The sequence below is a fragment of the Chelativorans sp. M5D2P16 genome (genome assembly GCF_034427935.1).
Lineage (GTDB): Bacteria > Pseudomonadota > Alphaproteobacteria > Rhizobiales > Rhizobiaceae > Chelativorans.
On sequence record NZ_JAXQNM010000012.1, the window covers coordinates 70,392 to 91,105 of the forward strand.

20 protein-coding genes and 2 tRNA genes are annotated in these 20,714 nt (G+C 64.2%); 14 read left to right on the plus strand and 8 right to left on the minus strand.

Features of this window, described 5'->3' with window-relative positions; genetic code table 11:
• Positions 1 to 30 precede the first annotated feature (30 nt).
• Together SIN08_RS06095 and SIN08_RS06100 are read right to left on the minus strand one after the other, a co-directional pair.
• Positions 31 to 516, minus strand: coding sequence for a hypothetical protein (locus tag SIN08_RS06095; protein ID WP_322450693.1), 486 nt, complete (start codon positions 514 to 516; stop codon positions 31 to 33).
• The gene (locus tag SIN08_RS06100; protein ID WP_322450694.1) at positions 513 to 764 is read right to left on the minus strand and encodes a hypothetical protein; all 252 of its coding nucleotides are present in this window, start codon (positions 762 to 764) and stop codon (positions 513 to 515) included. Before SIN08_RS06100 ends, SIN08_RS06095 begins: the two co-directional genes overlap by 4 nt.
• A 192-nt stretch (positions 765 to 956) precedes the next feature.
• Here SIN08_RS06100 and SIN08_RS06105 point away from each other — a divergent pair, with 192 nt between their 5' ends.
• The 3 genes from SIN08_RS06105 (at position 957) to SIN08_RS06115 (ending at position 5,800) form a co-directional block, all read left to right on the plus strand.
• Positions 957 to 2,357 carry an acetyl-CoA C-acetyltransferase gene (locus SIN08_RS06105; RefSeq protein ID WP_322450695.1) on the plus strand — a complete coding sequence of 467 codons (1,401 nt, stop codon included), beginning with the start codon at positions 957 to 959 and terminating at the stop codon, positions 2,355 to 2,357.
• Positions 2,357 to 4,489: a 3-hydroxyacyl-CoA dehydrogenase NAD-binding domain-containing protein gene (locus SIN08_RS06110; RefSeq protein ID WP_322450696.1), complete on the plus strand. Its 2,133-nt coding sequence runs from the start codon at positions 2,357 to 2,359 to the stop codon at positions 4,487 to 4,489. Before SIN08_RS06105 ends, SIN08_RS06110 begins: the two co-directional genes overlap by 1 nt.
• Positions 4,490 to 4,645: 156 nt before the next feature.
• Positions 4,646 to 5,800 carry an AAA family ATPase gene (locus tag SIN08_RS06115; protein WP_322450697.1) on the plus strand — a complete coding sequence of 385 codons (1,155 nt, stop codon included), beginning with the start codon at positions 4,646 to 4,648 and terminating at the stop codon, positions 5,798 to 5,800.
• Positions 5,801 to 5,830: 30 nt separating this feature from the next.
• Here the strand turns inward: SIN08_RS06115 and purN are convergent, their stop codons facing one another.
• Entirely contained in the window at positions 5,831 to 6,541 is a 711-nt protein-coding gene (purN, locus tag SIN08_RS06120) for a phosphoribosylglycinamide formyltransferase (RefSeq protein WP_322450698.1), read from the minus strand.
• Complete coding sequence (gene purM, locus SIN08_RS06125) at positions 6,538 to 7,602, minus strand: phosphoribosylformylglycinamidine cyclo-ligase (RefSeq protein ID WP_322450699.1); 1,065 nt, start codon at positions 7,600 to 7,602, stop codon at positions 6,538 to 6,540. The genes purN and purM overlap by 4 nt, the downstream gene beginning before the upstream one ends.
• A gap of 205 nt (positions 7,603 to 7,807) precedes the next feature.
• On the opposite strand from purM, the gene SIN08_RS06130 reads away from it, so the two are divergent.
• The 4 genes from SIN08_RS06130 (at position 7,808) to SIN08_RS06145 (ending at position 10,987) form a co-directional block, all read left to right on the plus strand.
• A complete protein-coding gene (locus SIN08_RS06130; RefSeq protein WP_322450700.1) occupies positions 7,808 to 8,371 on the plus strand; it encodes a CDP-alcohol phosphatidyltransferase family protein in 564 nt (187 codons plus the stop codon).
• Entirely contained in the window at positions 8,337 to 9,479 is a 1,143-nt protein-coding gene (locus SIN08_RS06135) for an AI-2E family transporter (RefSeq protein WP_322450701.1), read from the plus strand. The genes SIN08_RS06130 and SIN08_RS06135 overlap by 35 nt, the downstream gene beginning before the upstream one ends.
• Complete coding sequence (gene hdaA, locus SIN08_RS06140; RefSeq protein WP_322450702.1) at positions 9,476 to 10,180, plus strand: DnaA regulatory inactivator HdaA; 705 nt, start codon at positions 9,476 to 9,478, stop codon at positions 10,178 to 10,180. Before SIN08_RS06135 ends, hdaA begins: the two co-directional genes overlap by 4 nt.
• Positions 10,181 to 10,336: 156 nt before the next feature.
• Positions 10,337 to 10,987: an HdeA/HdeB family chaperone gene (locus SIN08_RS06145; protein WP_322450703.1), complete on the plus strand. Its 651-nt coding sequence runs from the start codon at positions 10,337 to 10,339 to the stop codon at positions 10,985 to 10,987.
• A gap of 138 nt (positions 10,988 to 11,125) precedes the next feature.
• On the opposite strand, the gene SIN08_RS06150 is transcribed toward SIN08_RS06145, so the two are convergent.
• The 3 genes from SIN08_RS06150 to SIN08_RS06160 all read right to left on the minus strand — a co-directional run bounded on the left by SIN08_RS06150 (position 11,126) and on the right by SIN08_RS06160 (position 13,626).
• Complete coding sequence (locus SIN08_RS06150) at positions 11,126 to 11,764, minus strand: SdrD B-like domain-containing protein (protein WP_322450704.1); 639 nt, start codon at positions 11,762 to 11,764, stop codon at positions 11,126 to 11,128.
• Positions 11,765 to 11,873: 109 nt separating this feature from the next.
• On the minus strand, positions 11,874 to 12,176 hold the full coding sequence (locus SIN08_RS06155; RefSeq protein ID WP_322450705.1) for a hypothetical protein: 303 nt from the start codon (positions 12,174 to 12,176) through the stop codon (positions 11,874 to 11,876).
• 1,057 nt (positions 12,177 to 13,233) lie between these two features.
• Entirely contained in the window at positions 13,234 to 13,626 is a 393-nt protein-coding gene (locus SIN08_RS06160; protein WP_322450706.1) for a hypothetical protein, read from the minus strand.
• A 321-nt stretch (positions 13,627 to 13,947) separates the two neighbouring features.
• Here SIN08_RS06160 and SIN08_RS06165 point away from each other — a divergent pair.
• From SIN08_RS06165 to SIN08_RS06175, 3 genes are all read left to right on the plus strand, one after another.
• A tRNA-Pro gene (locus tag SIN08_RS06165) sits at positions 13,948 to 14,024 on the plus strand.
• A gap of 55 nt (positions 14,025 to 14,079) precedes the next feature.
• Positions 14,080 to 14,385 (plus strand): ETC complex I subunit, encoded by a 306-nt coding sequence (locus tag SIN08_RS06170; protein WP_322450707.1) that lies wholly within the window; start codon positions 14,080 to 14,082, stop codon positions 14,383 to 14,385.
• 15 nt (positions 14,386 to 14,400) lie between these two features.
• A tRNA-Arg gene (locus SIN08_RS06175) sits at positions 14,401 to 14,477 on the plus strand.
• A 131-nt stretch (positions 14,478 to 14,608) separates the two neighbouring features.
• Here the strand turns inward: SIN08_RS06175 and SIN08_RS06180 are convergent.
• Positions 14,609 to 15,778, minus strand: a complete 1,170-nt coding sequence (locus SIN08_RS06180; protein ID WP_322450897.1) for a cystathionine beta-lyase — start codon at positions 15,776 to 15,778, stop codon at positions 14,609 to 14,611.
• A 246-nt stretch (positions 15,779 to 16,024) separates the two neighbouring features.
• On the opposite strand from SIN08_RS06180, the gene SIN08_RS06185 reads away from it, so the two are divergent.
• The 4 genes from SIN08_RS06185 to SIN08_RS06200 all read left to right on the plus strand — a co-directional run bounded on the left by SIN08_RS06185 (position 16,025) and on the right by SIN08_RS06200 (position 20,680).
• The gene (locus tag SIN08_RS06185) at positions 16,025 to 17,047 is read left to right on the plus strand and encodes an amino acid ABC transporter substrate-binding protein (RefSeq protein ID WP_416208026.1); all 1,023 of its coding nucleotides are present in this window, start codon (positions 16,025 to 16,027) and stop codon (positions 17,045 to 17,047) included.
• 103 nt (positions 17,048 to 17,150) lie between these two features.
• Positions 17,151 to 18,338, plus strand: coding sequence for an amino acid ABC transporter permease (locus SIN08_RS06190; protein ID WP_322450709.1), 1,188 nt, complete (start codon positions 17,151 to 17,153; stop codon positions 18,336 to 18,338).
• Positions 18,339 to 18,347: 9 nt separating this feature from the next.
• Positions 18,348 to 19,844 (plus strand): amino acid ABC transporter permease, encoded by a 1,497-nt coding sequence (locus SIN08_RS06195; RefSeq protein ID WP_322450710.1) that lies wholly within the window; start codon positions 18,348 to 18,350, stop codon positions 19,842 to 19,844.
• A gap of 35 nt (positions 19,845 to 19,879) precedes the next feature.
• Positions 19,880 to 20,680, plus strand: coding sequence for an amino acid ABC transporter ATP-binding protein (locus SIN08_RS06200; protein WP_322450711.1), 801 nt, complete (start codon positions 19,880 to 19,882; stop codon positions 20,678 to 20,680).
• Positions 20,681 to 20,714 lie beyond the last annotated feature (34 nt).

Sequence of the window (20,714 nt, forward strand, 5' to 3'; positions counted from 1 at the left end):
CGCCATGCGATTACAATTCAGAGCTGCAGGCTACTGCGCCGCCTCGCAGCGCGTCAATGTGGCTTCCTGTTCTCCGGCGCCGGTGAAGACCCTGAGAGCCAGGGTATCTTCGCCGACGACCCGCAGGTGGAACAGACGATCCCGGCGGCCGGTCTCGGTAGCGCATGTGGCATGGACGTCGGCCGCACCGTCCTCGGAATCGATCTCTCGGATGCTGCAGGCCGCGTCCTCCCAGCGAATGAGTGTGTCGGTGACGTAAAGACCGCCGCCGTCCTGGTTTTCCATCGACGTGCAAGCAGCCTCGTTGACGGCCCAGGAGCCGCGGATCTGAACGAAGGCCTCGTCCGTGCGACGAATGCGGGGTTCTTCCGGGTCATCAGGCGCCGGACGATCCTCGACGATGAAGGGCGGCTCTTCGTTTTCGAGGAGTTCATCCTCGGCTACCTGGGCCGGGGAAGGCGCGGTGGAAAGAAGTATGCCCACCATCCCCAGAAGGAGAATGCCCCGCATTCTCATTTGCCGCTCCTGTTGCCCTTGCCCAGATCGGTGCGTGCGCGCTTGTCCTTGTCCATCTTCTCGAAGCTCTCCATCACTTCGTCGGCGTCTCTGCGGGTGTCGGGCTGGTCGTGGCGCTCGTTGCGCACGCTCGTCTGGTCATCGCCCTGAAGGCTGTTTTTGCTCATTCTGTCGTTCGCAAAATCCGTCTGCCTTAGATTGCCCGCGCGGTTGCGCTCCCGGGCCTCTTTGGATTTCTGCCGTGCCATCTCGTTCTCCTTTGCGGGCGGGTCTGACGATCGAACGTCAGGAAGGGCCATGTGGTTTCGCCACGGCGTGAAATTCCCATGCCGGAACGAAGCCGGACGGCGGGCGTTGCCAAGTCGGAGCGCCGGGTGGTGGGCAAACAGGCCAAAGGCTCTTATTCTGCAGCCCACCGTTGCAGGGAGATGGATTCGCCCATGGCCGAGACACCCAAGCCGACGAGACGACGCAGTCCCCGCGGTACGCAATCGCGCCGTGTAACGACACCGGCTCGCAAGGCCGCCGCGCCACGAACTCCCGCCAGAAGCGAGGCAGGGGCGCGGCCGGTCTATCTGGTCGACGGCGCGCGCACGCCCTTCTTGCGGGCGCGCGGCAAGCCGGGGCCCTTCACGCCGGTGGATCTGGCCGTGCAGTGCGGACGGCCGCTTCTGGCCCGGCAACCCTTCGCCGCGGAGGATGTCGACCTCGTCATTCTCGGCTGCGTCAACGTGATCGCCGACGAAATGAACCCGGCCAGGGTGGCCGCCTTGCGGCTCGGCATGGGTGAAGCGATGCGCGCCTTCACGGTGCAGATCAACTGCGGCTCGGGCATGCAGTCGATCGACACCGGCTTCCGGCTCATCGAGGGCGGAGAGGCCGATCTCATTCTTGCCGGCGGGGCGGAGGCCCTGTCGCATGCGCCGCTCGTCCTGTCCAACACGGCGGCATCCTGGTTCGGGCGCATGGCCACGGCCAAGTCCGCGTGGGAGCGGGCGGCGGCGGTCGGCGCTTTCCGGCCCGGCATGGCAAAGCCGGTCGTCGGCCTCGAGCGGGGGCTGACGGATCCGCTCACCGACCTCGGCATGGGCCAGACGGCGGAGATCATCGGCCACGCTTTCGGGATTACACGCGAGGCGGCCGATTCGTATGCTCTAGAAAGCCACCAGCGGCTGGCGCGGGCGCAGGGCGAGGGGTTTCTCAAGGGCGAGGTGATCGCCTCGGTCACGCGCGAGGGCCGGCTCCACTATCACGACGACGGCGTGCGACCGGACTCCTCCATGGAAAAGCTCGCTAAGCTCACGCCGGTTTTCGAGAAGCCCTACGGCCGGGTGACCCCCGGCAACTCCTCCCAGATCACCGACGGTGCGAGCTGGGTGGTGCTCGCCTCCGAAGATGCGGTGAAGAAGCACAAGCTCAAGCCGATCGCGCGGATCGTCGACAGCGAATGGGCCGCGCTCGATCCCTCGGTCATGGGGCTCGGGCCGACGCTGTGCTGCACCGCCCTGACCGAACGGCGGGGGCTGAAGCGCGCGGATATCGACCTTTGGGAGCTCAACGAGGCCTTCGCAGCGCAGGTGCTCGCCTGCCTGGCGGCCTGGGAGGACGATGAATACTGCCGTGACGTGCTCGGGCTTCAAGAACCCTATGGCGCGATCCCGCGCGACCGGCTCAATGTCGACGGCGGGGCGATCAGTCTCGGACACCCGGTGGGCACTAGCGGAAACCGCATCGTCCTGCATCTCGCCAACGCCATGCGCCGCCTCGGGCTGAAGCGCGGCATCGCCACCGAATGCATCGGCGGCGGGCAGGGCGGTGCCATGCTTCTGGAGGTGGTGTGATGGCTGTCTCGCAAACCGTGTGGGAGGTGCTCGAGCGGCGCAACATGGAACTCGGACCGCCGGAAGCGACCGGGATGCTGACCCACTGGCGCTACGCCAAGGCGGAGGATGGGGTCGTCTGGCTGGTGCTCGACCGGGCGGAGGAGAGCACCAATACGCTTTCCGAAGCGGTGATCGCCGAACTCGACCGCGTGATTTCGGAGGTGCAGGGATTGAGCCCCAGGGCGCTCGTCATCCGCTCGGCCAAGAAGGGCGGCTTTGTTGCCGGCGCCGACATACGCGATTTCCGCGGCGTGCGCGATGCGGGTGAGGTGGAAAAACGCATGCGCCGGGCGCACGAGGTGGTCGACCGGCTGGCGGGACTGCCGATCCCGACGATCGCCGTGATCCACGGCCATTGCCTCGGCGGCGGTCTGGAACTGGCGCTCGCCTGCAAGCACCGCATCGCCGTCGACGGTGCGAGCTTCGGCTTTCCCGAGGTGCTTCTGGGTCTGCATCCGGGCCTTGGCGGCACCTTCCGCCTGACCTCACTCATCGATCCCGTGGAAGCGATGACAATGATGCTGACCGGGCGCACCGTGCACACGAAAAAGGCCAAGGCGCTCGGCCTGGTCGACACGGTGGTGGAGGAGCGGCACGTGGAGAACGCGGTGAAGGCCGCCGTCTCCGGCGAGCTGAAATCCGCGACCGGCGGATTGAGGGCGAACCTTCTGGGCCTTGGACCGGCGCGCCGCATGGCCGCCAAGCGCATGCGCGCGGAGACGGAGAAGAAGGCGCCCCGGGCGCATTACCCGGCGCCGTACCGGCTTATTGACCTCTGGGAGGAGCACGGCGGCAACGAACGGAACATGCAAAGGGCCGAGATCCGCTCTTTCTCGCAGTTGCTCGTCGGCGAGACGGCGCAGAACCTCATGCGCGTCTTCTTCCTGCGCGAAGGCTTGAAGCGCCGCGGCCGCGGCGAGAGCGGCGTCAAGCACGTGCATGTGATCGGCGCGGGCACCATGGGCGGCGACATCGCCGCCTGGTGCGCGGCGCGCGGCAAGCGGGTGACGCTGACCGATCTCGAGCCCAAGGCCATCGCCGCGGCCATCGGCCGGGCATCGGCCTTCTACGACAAAAAGCTGCATTCCAGCCTCGACCGGCGCGACGCACTCGACCGGCTGATACCGGATTTCGACGGTGCGGGGGTGTCCAAGGCCGATCTCGTCATCGAGGCCGTGGCGGAGAAGGAGGCGGTGAAGCGCAAGGTTTTCGAGGCGGTCGCGCCGCGCATGAAAAAGAACGCGATTCTCGCCACGAACACGTCGAGCATTCCCCTGGAAAGCTTGCGCGATGGACTGGCTTTTCCGGAGCGTTTCGTCGGCCTGCACTTCTTCAATCCCGTCACGCGGATGGAACTCGTCGAGATCGTCGGCCACGACGAGGCGGGCGAGAAAACCCTGCAAAGGGCGAATGCGTTTTGCGGCGATATCTCCCGCCTGCCGGCGTCGGTGAAGAGCGCGCCGGGCTTCCTCGTCAACCGTGCGCTGACGCCGTATCTGGTCGAGGCATTCGTCATATTCGACGAGGGCGTGCCGAAGGAGGTGATCGACGCGGCGGCGCGGGAATTCGGCATGCCGATGGGGCCGATCGAACTCGCCGACCGCGTCGGCCTCGACATCTGCCTGGAGGTCGCGCGCATGCTGCAGGAGCGCCTCGAGGAGCCAATGCCGGACGTGCCGGAATGGCTGGTGCAGAAAGTGGAAAACGGCGAAACCGGCCGCAAGGCCGGCAAGGGGCTCTACACCTATGACGAAAAGGGCCGGCCGAAGAGCGACGAGGTAAGGGTGGCCAAGAAGGCGGAGACACCGAAGGCGGACGCGGTGCTGGCTGACCGGCTGGTCCTGCCGATGCTCAACACGCTGGTGCGCTGCCTGCGGGAAGGCGTCGTGCCGGATGAGGACACAGCCGATGGCGCGATGATCTTCGGGACGGGCTTTGCTCCGTTCCGCGGCGGCCCGCTGCATTATGCGCGTTCGCGCGGGACAGACGAGATCGTCACCAAACTGCAGCAACTGGAGGAGAAGCACGGCCCCCGCTTCGCGCCGGATGCGGGTTGGGAGCGGTTGAAAGGACAAGAGGCGCCGTCCTGACAGCCGCTAGATCAGTTCACCGTCTCACGGAAACGGTGAACTGAACTAACCTTTGATTCCAGCCAATTCCGGAGGGAAGACCGGTTTCCACTTTCCTGGAATTGCTCTCTGGGTCAGCGCTTTTTGAAGAAGGGCCGGGTTTTCCCGGCGGATGCCTTGATTCATACATTCGCGATTTCCGGCTACCGCTCCATCCGCTCCCTGGTTCTGCCGCTCGACCGCCTGACCGTCATCACCGGGCGCAACGGGACGGGCAAATCGAGTTTCTATCGCGCGCTTCGCCTTCTGGCAGACGTGGCGCAAGGCCGTGTCATCGCGTCACTTGCGGCGGAAGGCGGGCTGCAATCGACCCTGTGGGCAGGCCCCGAGCGGATCTCGCGCGAAATGCGGCAGGGAACCCAGGAGATACAGGGGACGGTGAGAAAGGAAAGGGTCAGCCTGAAGCTCGGATTTGCCTCGGACGACTATGGCTACGCCATCGATCTCGGCCTTCCCGTCGCCGCGCAGGGCTCGATGTTCAATCTCGATCCGGAAATCAAGGCGGAAGCGGTCTGGGTCGGGGAGGCGCTGAGCCGCAGCAACACCTTTGCCACGCGCTCCGGCCCGGCCGTTACGGCGCTGGACGAGACGGGGCGCCGACACACGCCCATCACCAACCTGCCGCCCTATGAGAGCATGATGATGCAAGCGGCCGATCCCAGGAACCTGGCGGAGCTGCTCGTGCTGCGCGAGCGCATGCGGGGATGGCGCTTTTACGACCACTTTCGCACCGACGCGGAGGCGCCCGCAAGGAGCGCGCGGATCGGCACGCGCACGCCGGTGCTGAGCGCGGACGGATCGGACCTGCCGGCTGCGCTGCAGACCATCCGGGAAATCGGCGACAAGGAGGCGCTCGCGGCAGCGATCGACGACGCGTTCCCCCGCGCCTCGATGGCGATCGAGGAATCGGGCGGCAAGCTGGAACTCCTGATGCACCAGCACGGGCTGCTGCGCAGCCTGCGCGCGGCCGAATTGTCCGACGGTACGCTGCGTTATCTGCTTCTGCTCGCGGCCCTGCTCACCCCGCGCCCGCCCGGCCTGATGGTATTGAACGAGCCGGAGACGAGCCTCCATCCGGAACTGCTGGCACCGCTCGCGCGGTTGATCAGGGATGCCTCGGCCTCATGCCAGATCATCGTCGTCACCCACGCCGCACCGCTCGTGGAGGCTTTGGCGGAGGCGGGTATTCGCGGCTACGAACTCACCAAGAGCCTCGGCGAGACGCGGATCGACGGCGTGGAGCCGGTGCCCTGGTCGTGGCCGGGCCGGTAGCACGGCGCCCTGGAAGTTCCCAAGAGGCGGTCAGGGTGTCCGCCGGGCCAGATCCTCCAGGTCGCGGACCTCCTCCAGGGAGGACGGGACGAGGAAGCTGGCCTTCTCGCTCCAGCCGATGTCTCCGTTGCGGGCGAAGACGGTCCTGCCGTTCTCCATGCGCGCCTTGCCCGAAGCTGCGAGGGCGAGCGCCAGCGGATAGATCTGGTGCTCGACCCTGAGGACGCGCTCGGCGAGGTCGTCCGGGGCATCGCCCGGCAGAACCGGAACGGCCGCCTGAGCGACGATAGGCCCGCTGTCCATCTCCGCCGTGACGAAATGGACTGTGCAGCCATGGATGCGCATGCCTGCTTCGAGCGCGCGTGCGTGGGTGTCGAGGCCGCGAAAGAGCGGCAGGAGCGAAGGGTGGATGTTGATCATCCGTCCCTCCCACCGGTTCACGAAATCCGCGCTCAGCATGCGCATGAAACCGGCAAGGCAGATGAGTTCCGTCTCGTGGGCGGAGAGCGTTTCCTCGATCGCCGCCTCATGGGCCGCCTTGTCGGCAAAGTCCGTCCGCGGCACAGGGACGGCCTCGATGCCGGCCGCGCGCGCGGCCACGAGGCCCGGTGCGTCGGCGCGGTCGCTGACGACGGCTGCGATCTCGGCGGGATAGTCGGCCTCGGCAGCGGCGCGGATGAGCGCGCTCATGTTCGAGCCGCGGCCGGAAATCAGAATTGCCGTCCTCTTCTTCTGCCTCATAGTCCCAGCGCTCCCCGGTAGATGACACCCGTTTCGCGGTGCGGCACGATGCTGCCCAGGGTCTCCACGTGCTCGCCGGCCTTCTGCAAGACGGCGGCCACCTGCGCGGCCTGTCCGGAGGCGACCACCGCTACCATGCCGATGCCGCAGTTGAAGGTGCGCAGCATTTCGCGAGCCTCCACGCCGCCCTGGTGCGAAAGCCATGAGAAGACCGGCGGCACCTCCACCTGGTCGAGGTCGATCTCCGCTGCATATCCCTTCGGCAGAACACGCGGTATGTTTTCCGGGAACCCGCCGCCCGTGATGTGGGCCAGCGCCTTGATGCCGTGCGTGCCGCCGATCGCCTCAAGGAGCGGCTTCACATAGATGCGCGTCGGCTCCAGAAGCGCGTCGGCCAGTGAACGCTCGGGCAGGAAGGGCGCGGGCGCGTTCCAGTCCAGCCCGCTCGCCGCGACGATCTTGCGCACCAGGGAGAACCCATTCGAGTGCACGCCGGAGGAGGCGAGGCCGAGGATCACATCCCCCTCGACGATATCGTCGGCTGGAAGGAGCTGCCCGCGTTCGGCCGCGCCCACGGCGAAACCGGCAAGATCATAGTCACCGCCCTGGTACATGCCTGGCATCTCCGCCGTCTCGCCCCCGATCAGCGCGCAGCCGGCCTGGCGGCAGCCCTCGACGATGCCGGCGACGATCGCGGCACCCTGGTCCGGATCGAGCCTGCCAGTGGCGAAATAGTCGAGGAAGAAGAGCGGCTCGGCCCCCTGTACGACGAGATCGTTCACGCACATGGCCACGAGGTCGATGCCGACCGTGTCGTGTTTGCCGGCCTCGATCGCGACCTTGAGCTTGGTTCCCACACCGTCATTGGCGGCAACCAGTATCGGGTCGGAAAAGCCTGCCGCCTTGAGGTCGAAGAGACCGCCGAACCCGCCGATCTCGCCATCGGCGCCCGGCCGGCGCGTGGAGCGGACCAGCGGCTTTATCTTCTCGACAAGCGTGTTGCCCGCATCGATATCGACACCTGCGTCGGCGTAGCTGAGGCCGTTTTTCTTGATGCCCATGGAGAGCCCCTTTGGTGCATTTCCCGGCTATTGGCATGAAGGGCAGGGCAGGGCAAGGCACCCCCGCCACCGGCGCACAGGCAAGTTCGCGCCCGCGGTCGGCGCCGCTGGACCATCGGTTTTCCCTTGAAGCGGGCCGAAGAGCTGGCCATCTATGGCGGCACAGCGGAGGCACGCCTTTTGAGCCGACCGTGGAGACGAAAGAGTGACCATTCCGAATCTTATCACGCTTTTCCGCTTCCTGCTCGTGCCGGGCGTGGTTTTCGCGCTGATCACGGAAGAGTTGGGATGGGCTTTTGCCGGCTTCGTTGCCGCCGGCATTTCCGACGGCGTCGACGGGTTCATCGCCCGCACCTTCGATCAGCGCAGCGAACTGGGTGCCTATCTCGACCCGATCGCCGACAAGCTGCTCCTGGTCAGCGTCTTCGTGGTGCTGGGCTATATGGGCCATCTGCCGCTCTGGCTCGTGGTGGCGGCGGTCTCGCGCGATGCGCTGATCGTCGGCGGCGTGGTGCTGGCTACCGTCATGGGCAACCCCGTGGCCATGAAACCGCTCCTCGTGTCCAAGGCCAACACGCTGGTCCAGATCCTGCTCGCGACCCTTGTGCTTGCCGGGCTGTCGCTGTCCATCTCCTGGGGGAACCTCTATCTCGGGCTCGTCTATCTTTCCGGGCTCTTGACCGTTGCTTCCGGCGCGGCCTATCTCGTCTCCTGGATCAAGCACATGGGCGGCTATGTCGACACCGGCACCCCGAAAGGACAGGATTGACAGGGCGCCGCAGCGAGACGTTCTGGCACGGCACGTCGCTTTCTGGCTCCTGACAGCGGCGGCGCTCATCCTGTTCCTCTACGTTTTCAGCTCGATCCTGCTGCCTTTCCTGGCGGGTATGGTGCTTGCCTATTTCCTCGATCCGGTGGCCGACCGGCTGCAGCGGCTGGGGACCTCGCGCCTGACGGCGACGATCCTGATCCTGGTCGGCTTCCTGGTCCTGCTCGTGCTGGCCCTGATGCTGGTCATTCCCATTCTTGGCAACCAGCTCGCCGAATTCGTCGTGCGGTTTCCCGATTACCTTTCGCGCCTGCAGCAACTGATCACGAGCTGGGATCCGGGCTGGTTCGAGGAGACGGTCGGGGTCAATCCGCAGGCGCTCCAGGAGGGCCTGAGCACGCTTTTGACCCAGGGCACCGGATTCGTGGCGACGCTCTTCGGCTCCATCTGGAGTTCCGGCCTGGCGCTGATCAATCTCATCAGCCTTTTCGTGGTCACGCCGGTCGTGGCGTTTTACATGCTGCTCGACTGGGACCGCATGGTCGACAAGGTGGACAGCTGGATCCCGCGCGACCATGTGGAGACCGTGCGCCAGATCGCCCGCGACATCAACGTCACCACCGCCGGCTTCGTGCGCGGGCAGGGGACGTTGTGCCTCATTCTCGGTGTCTACTATGCGGTCGGACTGACGTTGCTCGGGCTGAACTTCGGCCTGCTCATCGGTTTTTTTGCGGGGCTGATCAGCTTCATCCCCTATGTTGGGTCACTCGTCGGCCTGGCGTTGTCGCTGGGCGTGGCTTTCGTGCAGTTCTGGCCGGAGTGGTACTGGGTGGCGGCCGTCGCCGCCGTCTTCTTCAGCGGCCAGTTCCTCGAGGGCAACATTCTCCAGCCCAAGCTCATGGGCCGCAGCGTGGGGCTGCACCCGGTCTGGCTGATGTTCGCGCTCTTCGCGTTCGGCTATCTCTTCGGTTTCGTCGGTCTTTTGATCGCCGTTCCCACCGCGGCGGCCATCGGCGTGCTGGTGCGCTTCGCGATCGCCCGCTATCTGGCCTCGCCGCTCTACAACGGGCGGGATGAGGCGGTAAAGACGAAGGGCGAGACAGAATGAGCGTGCGGCGGCAGACACCCCGGCAATTGCCGCTCGAGCTGGCGCACGAGGAGGCGCGCTCGCGCGCCGACCTGGTCGTCACGCCCGCCAACGCGCAAGCCGTGGCCATTGTCGAGAACTGGCCCGACTGGCCGGGGCCGGTCGTGGTGCTGGCCGGACCGGCCGGTTCGGGCAAGTCGCATCTGGCGGAGATCTGGCGCGAGCATGCCGGCGCCGTCCGGCTCGACCCCGCGGCGATCGGCGCCGACGCGCTTGCTGTCGCCGGTCAGGGGGCTGTTCTCGTCGAGGACGCGGATACGCCGCGCCTCGACGAAACGGGACTGTTCCACCTCATCAACACGGTGCGGGAAGCCGGCACCTGTCTCCTTTTGACAACGCGCCGCTTTCCCGCTGGCTGGGGCCTCCAGCTTCCCGATCTGCTTTCCCGGCTCAAGGCGGCGGCGACAGTGGAGATACACGAGCCGGACGACGTGCTTCTTTCCGGCGTCATCGTGAAGCTGTTTTCGGACCGGCAGGTGGTGATCGAGCCGCATGTCGTGCAGTTCCTCGTGCGGCGCATCGAGCGCTCGCTTTCGGCCGCACAGCGCGTGGTCGAAGAGCTCGACCGTGCAGCGCTCGAGCGCAAGGCCCGCATCACGCGAGCACTCGCGGCGGATGTCATCGCGGCTTCGCAGACGGATTGGAGCAGGCCGGAAGAATGATTTCGGTCGCTTGCCGGCACGGCCGGGCCGGGTGATCTCGTCTCGGCCTGTTATTTTCGCGCGGGTTTCCGGACGGCGGGGAACTCCCGGACGGCTCGATGGTTCGGCAGGGTGCACTGAAACCGCACCGTAACCAATCAGTCGGGAGACACATCCATGAAAAACATTCTCAAGACTTCTGCAGGCGCCCTGGCACTGCTGGCAGGCAGCAGCCTGGCAATTGCGCAAGACAGCGGAACCGGCACATCTGGAAGCCAGCAGATGGCCAGTGACGTCAGCTGCGCCCAGATCGTGGCGCTGGATGCCAGCGAGGCCCAGCGGGTGCTCTATTTCCTGGCCGGGCACGAGGCTGGTCAGAAGGAAGCCGGCGCCGGCACCACGGCTTCCACCGGCACGGACACGTCCACGGACACGATGGCCGGCGCCGATACCGGCAGTGACGCCGCCACGGATATGGAAGAGAGCGACACCACGGCCGCGACCCGCACCAGCCCCAATATGGGCACGGACACGGATACGACGGCCAGCACGTCCGGTACGGATACGAGCGGTGGCGCCTCCGCCGATATGGAAAGCGACACCATGGCCGCCGATGACACCGGCACCGACACCATGACTGATACCGACACGACGACGACGGCGGGAACCACGAGCGGCACCACCGGCTCCACTGGCGGCGCCCAGCAGTTCGCGGCCGTCGGATACTTCGAAATTCCGATCGAGAGCGTGATGACTGCGTGCGAAAACGCCCCCGATTCGTCGATTTCCGATATCCTGCGTCAGCAAGGAGGCGGAACGAACCAGTAACACGCAGTTGACGGTCGTCGCCGACAAGTCGGCATCGACACAGGTCCGTGCGGTCGATGCGCGGTTCTAACGGCAACTGAACCTGTCTCGCCGGCGCATGCCGGCGGGACATTTTGTTGGCGCTGCAGTCGATTGCACTCAGTCGTTTGCGATCACGAACCGGTGGATGTCAAGGCTGTAATCACCTCCATCGTTCCTCCAGCGGCGTTCGATCAGGTCTGCAAAACGGTCGAGCCGGGCTCGCCTGAGTTCGGTGGCCCTGCCGCGATAGATTATCTCCAGACGCGAGGGTTCCTCCCGTAGCAGGTTCATGACCTCCTCCACTTGCGCCAGGGATTGCGCTTTCAAGCGCAACTGCCTGGGAAGAAAGTCGGCATCTGCAAGGTCGATCTTTACCAGGCGGAGTTCCGCGGCGCCGAAGTCGGCGTGACTCACGTAACGCCCCATAAGGCGCACCAGACGCGGGTTTTCCGTCGTTGTCCGGTACCCGTCCGGAAGCGTTTGCAAATCCAGATTGACGAGGATATCGGACACGTGGTGAGGGTGTGGAACGCTCGCACACGCTATGTGGTAGCGCCCGTGCTTGTCCGTGGTGGTCGTTTTTCCGTCGCCGGTCAGGATCCGCGTCCCTGCCAGGCCTCTCTCTCCGGAATCGCGGACGCCGTTGCGATTGACATCCTCAAAGACAATGCCAGTGATTTGGCCGCATTCAAGTGCTGGCTCTTCGGTGCCGAACGCCAGCAGAAGAACGACAAGCGGTGTTGCCGCAGAAGTCATGTGAAGTTCCCGTGATCTCTAAAGACGTGTTCGGAGGCGACCGACCGCACTCCGTCAGCAATCGGAATGGATCGCTGACCAGGGTTGGCGCGGTCGGTCTGCGCACACGTCAGTGACGTGTGCGCTCTTGCTCTTTGTTGATCGTGCCGAGGGCCGCGACGTGCATGTCTTCGACGATCGAGGCTGCCTTGGCGAAAATGCGCTTTTCGTACGCATCGTCCCGTTCGCCGGCCACGATCTTCAGACCCGCGGCTGCCGCCTGCAAACTCTGCGACGTGGCCGTTTGGAGTTGCGAATCGATCCGTGCAAGGCGGGCAAGCAGCTCGGTCAGAACAGCTTGCGTGACAAGAGAAGTGGCCTCCGAAACGAGGTCCTCATCAGAGATGAGATCTTCATCAGGATTTTTGTTCATGTTTTGGTCCCTTCAAAACAGCTCATGACCGCCGACGGCGGTCATCCAAGACGTTCTCAGACCGGCTGTTTCGGAGGGGGCGTGATCGGTAGCCGCTGCTGCGACCTGCCGGATTGCGGACAGGCTGGATCCGTATCCGCCGCCACTCGGCTGGCGGCAATCTGACTGTCGGGCAGAATGCCAATATTCACATGACAGTCGAGCTCTTCAGGTGCGTGATCATGACCAGCTTGCTGCGCACCGTGATGATGATGATCGTGCGATGCTGCGGAGTGATCGTGGTCATTCACTTCCGAAGCCGCGCCGTGGGCGTGGTGTCCGTCGGCATCGTGGTGAAAATCGTGCAATGCATAACCGTGCGCAATCGAACATCCTATGAAGATGACGACCGCGCTGAGGCACCGCGCCACCCCCTCAAGCCTCCGTACCCATTTGGCCTCGAACAATCCCAAAGCTATCCATCCATGAGCAACGCACCAGACATAGGGCGGTAAAGCACGAACCTGTCAATCAACCCCTGCCTGATTATGACACTGCATTGCGCGCAAAGGGGGAGCCCGATGTCGCTTCTTCGTTTTCTTCGCCTGGGCAAGGCATTCGTGTCGGATATCAGGAGAGCGAAATGGGGAAGCGGTACATTCCCGACGGCAGTTCGCTTTTCTGCTCCGATTCCATGTCACTGGATTTTCCCGTTTCGGAGCGTAGCGCAGCCTGGTAGCGCATCTGCTTTGGGAACGGCGGTGCTTAGGCCTTTTTCTTCTTGCATTCCGCCACTTAGACTTGCCATCCCCGTCAACGTGGGAGTTTTCGTGGCGCGCTGCTGGGCATGGCGCGTCGTGGTGGCGAGGTCCGTGCCGAGGAGGCGCTGGGCGTAGCGGAGGCTGCCCGTGGCGCGGACAAGGCGCGTGGCGGCCGAAGGGCTTGGCTGTCCTTGGACCGGCTCAGGATGACGGCAGCCTGATTTCACCTGAATTTCTGCTTTGGCGAGATGCTCCCCGAAAGCCGACTTTCCACTTGCCACCGGACTGTGAGGGGAACTTGGTTTCCGGTCTCAGCATCAGCGAATGTAAATTGTGACTACCCCTTGGTCGTCCATAGTCGCTGCAACCACGCGCTCTATCTCGACCGCGCGGCGTTTGAGTTCCTGCATGATTGAGTCATTGCTTACGATCGCGGTCTGCACCATCGCCCAACCGTCATCGGTTCTGCCCAGGGCATGTTCGAGTGCTTGATACTCGTCACTTGACTTGAAGGCGCTCAGGTCCACGATATCAAGACGAACATAGGATTCAATCGTACGAATCTCGTTCGCACTCATATCATTAGCTTCAAGTGCGGCTATGATTTCTTGGACGTTCACTTCGTGGTCAGCCAACTCACTTCCGTGCGCAATCGCCGGCAGGCTTCCGCTTGCGATCAGCGCGGCAAGCCACATAGCATTCGACTTCATCGCAATTCCTTGACGACAGGGACGCTATAGCAAAGTCAATGTTGCATACGGCGCTCCGGTTGTCACCGCATTGCGCTGACGCGCAACTCAGCCCGTTTCTGGCGAGCTTGGCGCCGGTGGTTTGCCACGAGGGTAGCGTCCTGGCTGGTAGAGTTAAGCGGCAAAGCCAGTGCGCGTACAAAATGCGAACAACAGTGGGAAAATCCGTGGGACTTTCTGCTCCAACTCGCACCATTGGACGCTGTTTGTTCCATATATAATGGAGAGCTTTGATTTCTTCCTTGCGCCGCAACCTTCGTGAATATAGGGATTTCCCCGTTTCGGAGCGTAGCGCAGCCTGGTAGCGCATCTGCTTTGGGAGCAGAGGGTCGCAGGTTCGAATCCTGCCGCTCCGACCAGAAGACAGGTTTCCAGCGGCGCCGGGCGGCGCCGGGGACAACAAGGGATCAAGACGTGTCAGCGCGCATTTACAGCCCTTCGAGGACGGCCATGCAGTCCGGCACCGCCAAGACCGGTCATTGGGTGCTCGAGTTCGAGCCGGAATCGCCGCTCAAGATCGACCCGCTGATGGGCTACACCAGTTCCTCCGACGCCAAGCGGCAGGTGCGCCTGAACTTCCCCACCAAGGAGGAGGCGGTGGCCTATGCGCAGAAGAACGGCATTCCCTTCCGCCTGGAGGAGGCGAAGGCACCCAAGCGGCGTCAGGTTTCCTATGCCGAGAATTTCCGGTATGACCGGAAAATTCCGTGGACGCACTGACGCGCCGTCCGCACCGGCCCCGTAGCTCAGCTGGATAGAGCACCGGCCTTCTAAGCCGATGGTCGCAGGTTCGAGTCCTGCCGGGGTCGCCAGATGTCCGATGTACGGCCCGGAGACATGGGTTACATTTCATTCTGGAGACGTGGGGCAGCTTTTGTTCTCGAGGCGGGGTGCCATCGTGCACCTGCGGCTGTGCGGTCTCTTGACGACCGTGAGTCAAGGCCTATAGCGCCCGGAGTCCTTCGAAGCCCGTTTCCAGGTCAGCCTGCAAATCCTCCACATCCTCAAGACCGATCTGCAGCCGGATGACCGGTCCGGGGTAGGAGCCCTTGGCGATGGTGCGGTCTTCGAGGGAAACGTGGACGGCGAGGCTTTCGAAGCCGCCCCATGAGTAGCCGAGCCCGAAGATCTTCAAGGCGTCGAGGAAGGCGTGCGCCTCGCGCTTGCCGCCCTTGGCGAGCACGAAGGAGAAGACGCCGCTGGCACCGGAAAAGTCACGCTTCCAGATGGCGTGGCCCGGGTGCGACTCGAGGCCGGGATGCAGCACCTGCGCGACCTCCTGGCGGCCTTCCAGCCAGCGGGCGATCGCGAACGCGCTTTCCTGATGGCGGGCGAGCCGCACGCCCATGCTGCGCAGCCCGCGCAGCACCTGGTAGACGTCGTCCGGCGCCGGGCAGACGCCGAGCGCAATGAAGGTGTCGTGAAGCTGCTTCCAGCAGGCCTCGTTCGCCGAGACGGTGCCCAGCAGCAAGTCTGAGTGGCCGGCGGGGTACTTCGTCGCCGCGTTGATGGAGAGATCGACACCGTGATCCAGTGGCCGGAAGAAGACCGGCGTGGCCCAGGTGTTGTCCATCATGACGATGGCGCCCCCGCCGTGCGCGGCCTCGGCGATGGCCGGGATGTCCTGCATCTCGAAGGTGTTGGAGCCCGGCGACTCGGTGAAGACGACCTTTGTGTTCGGCTTCATGAGGTCGGTGATCCTTGCGCCGACATGGGGATCGTAATACTCGACTTCCACGCCAAGCCGCCTGAGCATGCGCTCGGCGAAGTTCCGCGTCGGGTAGTAGACCGAATCGACGATGAGTACGTGATCGCCGGCCGACAGGAAGGCCAGGAGCGGCACGCAGACCGCCGCAAGCCCCGAGGGGACGGCGATCGTTCCGGCCGAGCCTTCCAGTTCGTCGATCGCCTGACACAGCGCTTCCGTTGTCGGGGTGCCGCGCGTGCCGTAGGTGTATTTCTGATTGCGCGTGGCCATGGTTTCGGCATCGGGAAACAGCACGGTGGAGGCGTGCACCACCGGAGGGTTCACGAAGCCGAAGAAGTCGCCCGGATCATTGCCGATATGGGCAAGTCTGGTGTTCGTTCCGCTCTTTCGCTCGTCGGTTCCCATGCCGATCCCTTCCGTCTTGCCCGCTTCGGCGTTCGTGATCCGCATATCGTCTTCGCACGGGCTTCACAACCCGCGCGACAGGGGGTGCGCGGTTGCGTCATTCGCACTTGACCCACGCTGAATTATGGCATTCGATGCAGGAGTGCTTGGGAGAGGAAGCGTGGATGCGTCACCCGCATTCGGCCTGCGCCAGCTTCCGCACATTATCTGGGGAATGAACCCTGTACGTCAGAATAAAGGGTCAAAATCATGAATCATTTCATCAAGGCACTGCTTGGCTCGGCCGTCGCTGCTTTCGTGGTGTTCCCGGCCTTTGGAGCCACGCTAGACGATGTGAAGAGCGCCGGTCATCTGCGTTGCGGAGTGAACACCGGCCTGCCTGGATTCGCGTCGCAGAACGACCAGGGCGAATGGCAGGGTCTCGACGTCGACTATTGCAAGGCGGTGGCGGCAGCGGTCTTCGACGGCGATGCGAGCAAGGTCGAATATACGCCGCTGTCGGCGGTGCAGCGCTTCCCGGCGCTCCAGAACAACGAGGTCGACCTCCTGGCGCGCAACACCACCTGGACGATGAACCGCGACACCGCGCTCGGCCTCAACTTCGCCGGCGTGAACTACTATGACGGCCAGGGTTTCATGGTCCGCAAGGACCTGAACGTGACATCCGCGCTGCAGCTTTCCGGCGCCACGGTATGCGTGCAGAGCGGCACGACGACCGAGTTGAACCTCACCGACTATTTCCGGGCCAACAACATGGAACTCAGCCCGGTGGTCATCGAATCGCAATCGGACGTGAATGCGGCCTATGACCAGGGTCGCTGCGACGTGCTGACCACGGACGCTTCCGGGCTTTACGCCAGCCGTCTCGAGATGGCCAACCCGGACGAGCACGTGGTGCTTCCGGAGATTATCTCGAAGGAGCCGCTCGGTCCGGTGGTCCGCCAGGGCGACGAGCAGTGGTTCGACATCGTCAAATGGGTTCACTTCGGGCTGCTGAATGCCGAGGAGCTCGGCGTTACCCAGGATAATGTCGAAGAGATGCTGGAAACCGACGATCCGAATATCCGCCGGCTCCTGGGGCTCGACGGGTCCTTCGGCGAGGATATCGGCTTGAGCAACGACTGGATGGTGAACGTCATCGAGGCGGTCGGCAATTACGGCGAGATCTTCGACCGCAATATCGGCCCGGACACGCCGCTCAAGATCCAGCGCGGCATCAACGCGCTGTGGACCAAGGGCGGTCTGCAATACGCGCCCCCGATCCGCTGATCGAATGAGCGGGAGCCGCGCGCTGCGCGCGGCTCCCTCTTAAGCATGCAAGGCGAGACGACCGCCGTGGGCGCGGTCGCCGCCGTTGCTCATGGCGGATCAGATGACGGCTGATACCCATACCTACGCTACGCATGGGCGTGTGTCGCTGATGCGCGATCCACGCATACGCGGCCTGATCATCCAGATCGTGATGATCATCGCCATCCTGGCGTTCGCAGCCTGGCTCGTTAACAACACCGTGCGCAACCTCACCCAGGCCAACATCGCCGGCGGGTTCGGGTTTCTTTCCTCGCGCGCCGGCTTCGACATCGGTCAGGTGCCGATCGACTATACGGCCAATTCGACCTATGGCCGCGCGCTGCTGGTAGGCGCCACCAACACGGTGATCGTCGCCGCTTCGGGCATCGCCCTGGCGACGATCATCGGTTTCATCATCGGCATCGCTCGCCTGTCCCGCAACTATCTCGTACGCGGGCTGAGCACGATCTATGTCGAGACCTTCCGCAATATTCCACCGCTTCTCGTCATCCTGTTCTGGTATTTCGGGGTGCTGGCGATCCTGCCGGGACCGCGCGAGGCGCTGGAACTGCCGCTTGGTGCCTATCTCTCCAACCGCGGCCTTCAGACACCGGCGGCGGTCTTCGAACCGATCGCACTCGTGGCGCTGATCGCCTTCGGGCTCGGCGTCGCCGGCGCCGTCGTGCTGGCGCGCGCGAACAAGAGACGGCAGCTGCAGACTGGCGAAATTCGCCCGACCTTCTGGCCCTCCGTGGCCATGATCGTCGGACTGCCCCTCGTCGTCTTCGCCCTGTCAGGCTTCCCCGTCACCTTCGAGGTGCCGGAGGCGACGCGCTTCAATCTCGTCGGCGGGTGGCACGTCCAGCCGGAGTTTCTGGCGTTGTTCCTGGCGCTGTCGTTCTACACGGCCTCCTTCATTGCCGAGATCGTCCGCGCCGGCATCCTGTCGGTCGCGGGCGGGCAGACAGAGGCGGCATCGGCACTCGGCCTGACGCGCGGCCAGACGTTGCGCCTGGTGGTCGTGCCGCAGGCTTTCCGAGTCATCATACCGCCGCTGACCAGCCAGTACCTGAACCTGACCAAGAACACGTCGCTGGGATTGGCCGTCGGCTATCCCGAACTGGTTGCGGTGGGCTCGACGGTGCTCAACCAGACCGGCCAGTCCGTCGAGGTGGTGGCCATTTGGATGGTCGTCTATCTCGGTCTCAGCGTCGGCGTGGCGAGCTTCATGAACTGGTTCAACGCCCGCATGGCGCTGATCGAGCGATAGGAGGTCGACGTGGAAGAACAGGTCGCAGCCTATGTCGCGCGCGAACAGAAGCAACCGCTTCCCGCGCCACCGAGCGAGGTCGGCGTCGGGGGAGTGCTGCGCAAGAATTTCTTCGCTACGCCCGTCGATACGCTCCTGACGGTCGTGCTCGGGCTCTTCAGCCTCTGGGCGGCCTGGAACCTGCTGCAATGGGCCCTTCTGTCGGCCGTGTTCACCGGCACCGACCGGGAGGCCTGCCTGGCCGGCGAAGGCGAGGCCGTGGGTGCATGCTGGGCATTCGTGCGTGCCAAGTTCGGCCAGTTCTTCTACGGGCTTTATCCCATGGCGGAGCGATGGCGGGTCGATCTGGTCCTGTTCCTGTTGGTCGCATTGGCCCTGCCGATGGCCATACCGAGCGTGCCGTTCAAGCGTCTGAACGCGTTTCTGCTGATTGTCGCCTTTCCCTTCCTCGCTCTGATGCTCCTGACGGGTGGGAATATCAGGATTGCCGGCGGCTGGATCGCTTTCCTCTTCGCGCTCGCTGCCTTCGTCGCCGCGGCCCTGGCGGCGGGCAATCTGTCCGCTCCGCCACGCCTGTTGCGTATGGCGAGCTGGCTTGCCGGCGCTTCTGTCCTGATCCTGGTCCTCGCCAACGCCGTCTCCAGCGGGCGTGTCGATCTCATGGCCTTCCGCTTCTCGCTCCTGTCGGTGCTGGCCTTCCTGGCCGCGCTGGCCTCGATCGGCGTCAGCGTGGCGGCGGCGCTCGCCGGAAAGGGCGAGGGGCGTAAGGGAGTGCTGTTGAGCGTGCTCGCAGCGCCGCTCTTCGTGGCCGTAATCATTGTGCTCCTGGCCGGCGATTTCGGCCTGCGCCGGGTGCCCACCAATCTGTGGGGCGGCCTGATGCTGACGCTGGTCGTAGCACTCACCGGCATCGCCGCGTCACTGCCGCTCGGCATTCTTCTGGCTCTCGGCCGGCGTTCGCACCTGCCGGCGGTACGCCTCTTCTCCATCATCTTCATCGAGTTCTGGCGCGGCGTGCCGCTGATCACGGTTCTGTTCATGTCGGCCTTCATGATCCCGCTCTTGCTGCCGGAGGGGGTCACTTTCAACCAGCTCCTACGCGCCCTGATCGGCGTCGCGCTCTTCTCCGCCGCCTATATGGCCGAGGTGGTTCGCGGCGGACTGCAGGCGATCCCGAAGGGGCAGTACGAGGGGGCGCAGGCGCTTGGGCTCGGCTACTGGCAGATGATGCGTCTCGTTGTCATGCCGCAGGCGCTCAAGATGGTCATACCGGGGATCGTCAACACCTTCATCGGTCTCTTCAAGGACACGAGCCTGGTCTACATTATCGGCCTGGCGGATCTGCTCGGCACGGTGCGGCGCGGCTTTTCGGATCCGAACTGGATTACGCCGACGACGGCGGCATCGGGACTCGTCTTTGCCGCATTCATCTACTGGCTCTTCTGTTTCGGCATGTCGCGCTATTCCATCTACACCGAGCGCCGACTCCATACCGGCCACGAATGATAACCGGCCGCAAGGCCCATCAGGGAAACACGGCGATGGCTACCCAGAACGCAAAGGCAACCGAAAGCGAGGCCGGGCGCGGCCGCATGCAGATCTCGGACACCGACGTGGCGATCGAGATTGTCGGCATGAACAAATGGTTTGGCGATTTCCACGTGCTGCGCGACATCGACCTGAAGGTCATGGGCGGCGAGCGCATCGTCGTGTGCGGCCCTTCGGGCTCCGGCAAGTCCACCATGATCCGTTGCATCAACCGGCTCGAGGACCACCAGAAGGGCAAGATCATCGTCGACGGGATCGAACTGACGAACGATCTGAAGAAGATCGACGAGGTGCGCCGCGAAGTCGGCATGGTGTTCCAGCACTTCAACCTCTTTCCGCACCTGACCATCCTGGAGAACTGCACGCTGGCGCCCATCTGGGTGCGCAAGATGCCCAAGCGCGAGGCCGAGCAGGTGGCCATGCATTACCTGGAGCGGGTGCGCATCCCCGAACAGGCGAACAAATATCCCGGCCAGCTTTCCGGCGGCCAGCAGCAGCGCGTGGCGATCGCCCGGGCGTTGTGCATGAACCCGCGTATCATGCTGTTCGACGAGCCCACCTCCGCGCTCGATCCGGAGATGATCAAGGAGGTGCTCGACACCATGGTGGACCTGGCCGAGGAGGGCATGACCATGATCTGCGTTACCCACGAGATGGGCTTCGCCCGCCAGGTCGCCAATCGCGTGATTTTCATGGATCAGGGACAGATCGTCGAGCAGAACACGCCGGCCGAATTCTTCGACAACCCGCAACACGAACGCACGAAGCTCTTCCTGTCACAGATCCTGCATTGACAAGGGTGTTCGGCGCCGCCCGGGTGGCGGTCGG

Bases quoted from the DNA above. Each gene is read 5' to 3' on its own strand.
- SIN08_RS06105 (WP_322450695.1), top strand. From the start codon at position 957: ATGGCCGAGACACCCAAGCCGACGAGACGACGCAGTCCCCGCGGTACG.
- SIN08_RS06150 (WP_322450704.1), bottom strand. From the start codon at position 11,764: ATGACTTCTGCGGCAACACCGCTTGTCGTTCTTCTGCTGGCGTTCGGC.
- SIN08_RS06145 (WP_322450703.1), top strand. From the start codon at position 10,337: ATGAAAAACATTCTCAAGACTTCTGCAGGCGCCCTGGCACTGCTGGCA.
- SIN08_RS06155 (WP_322450705.1), bottom strand. From the start codon at position 12,176: ATGAACAAAAATCCTGATGAAGATCTCATCTCTGATGAGGACCTCGTT.
- SIN08_RS06160 (WP_322450706.1), bottom strand. From the start codon at position 13,626: ATGAAGTCGAATGCTATGTGGCTTGCCGCGCTGATCGCAAGCGGAAGC.
- SIN08_RS06100 (WP_322450694.1), bottom strand. From the start codon at position 764: ATGGCACGGCAGAAATCCAAAGAGGCCCGGGAGCGCAACCGCGCGGGC.
- hdaA (WP_322450702.1), top strand. From the start codon at position 9,476: ATGAGCGTGCGGCGGCAGACACCCCGGCAATTGCCGCTCGAGCTGGCG.
- purN (WP_322450698.1), bottom strand. From the start codon at position 6,541: ATGAGGCAGAAGAAGAGGACGGCAATTCTGATTTCCGGCCGCGGCTCG.
- SIN08_RS06190 (WP_322450709.1), top strand. From the start codon at position 17,151: ATGACGGCTGATACCCATACCTACGCTACGCATGGGCGTGTGTCGCTG.
- SIN08_RS06110 (WP_322450696.1), top strand. From the start codon at position 2,357: ATGGCTGTCTCGCAAACCGTGTGGGAGGTGCTCGAGCGGCGCAACATG.
- SIN08_RS06135 (WP_322450701.1), top strand. From the start codon at position 8,337: ATGTCGACACCGGCACCCCGAAAGGACAGGATTGACAGGGCGCCGCAG.
- purM (WP_322450699.1), bottom strand. From the start codon at position 7,602: ATGGGCATCAAGAAAAACGGCCTCAGCTACGCCGACGCAGGTGTCGAT.
- SIN08_RS06180 (WP_322450897.1), bottom strand. From the start codon at position 15,778: ATGGGAACCGACGAGCGAAAGAGCGGAACGAACACCAGACTTGCCCAT.
- SIN08_RS06095 (WP_322450693.1), bottom strand. From the start codon at position 516: ATGAGAATGCGGGGCATTCTCCTTCTGGGGATGGTGGGCATACTTCTT.
- SIN08_RS06200 (WP_322450711.1), top strand. From the start codon at position 19,880: ATGGCTACCCAGAACGCAAAGGCAACCGAAAGCGAGGCCGGGCGCGGC.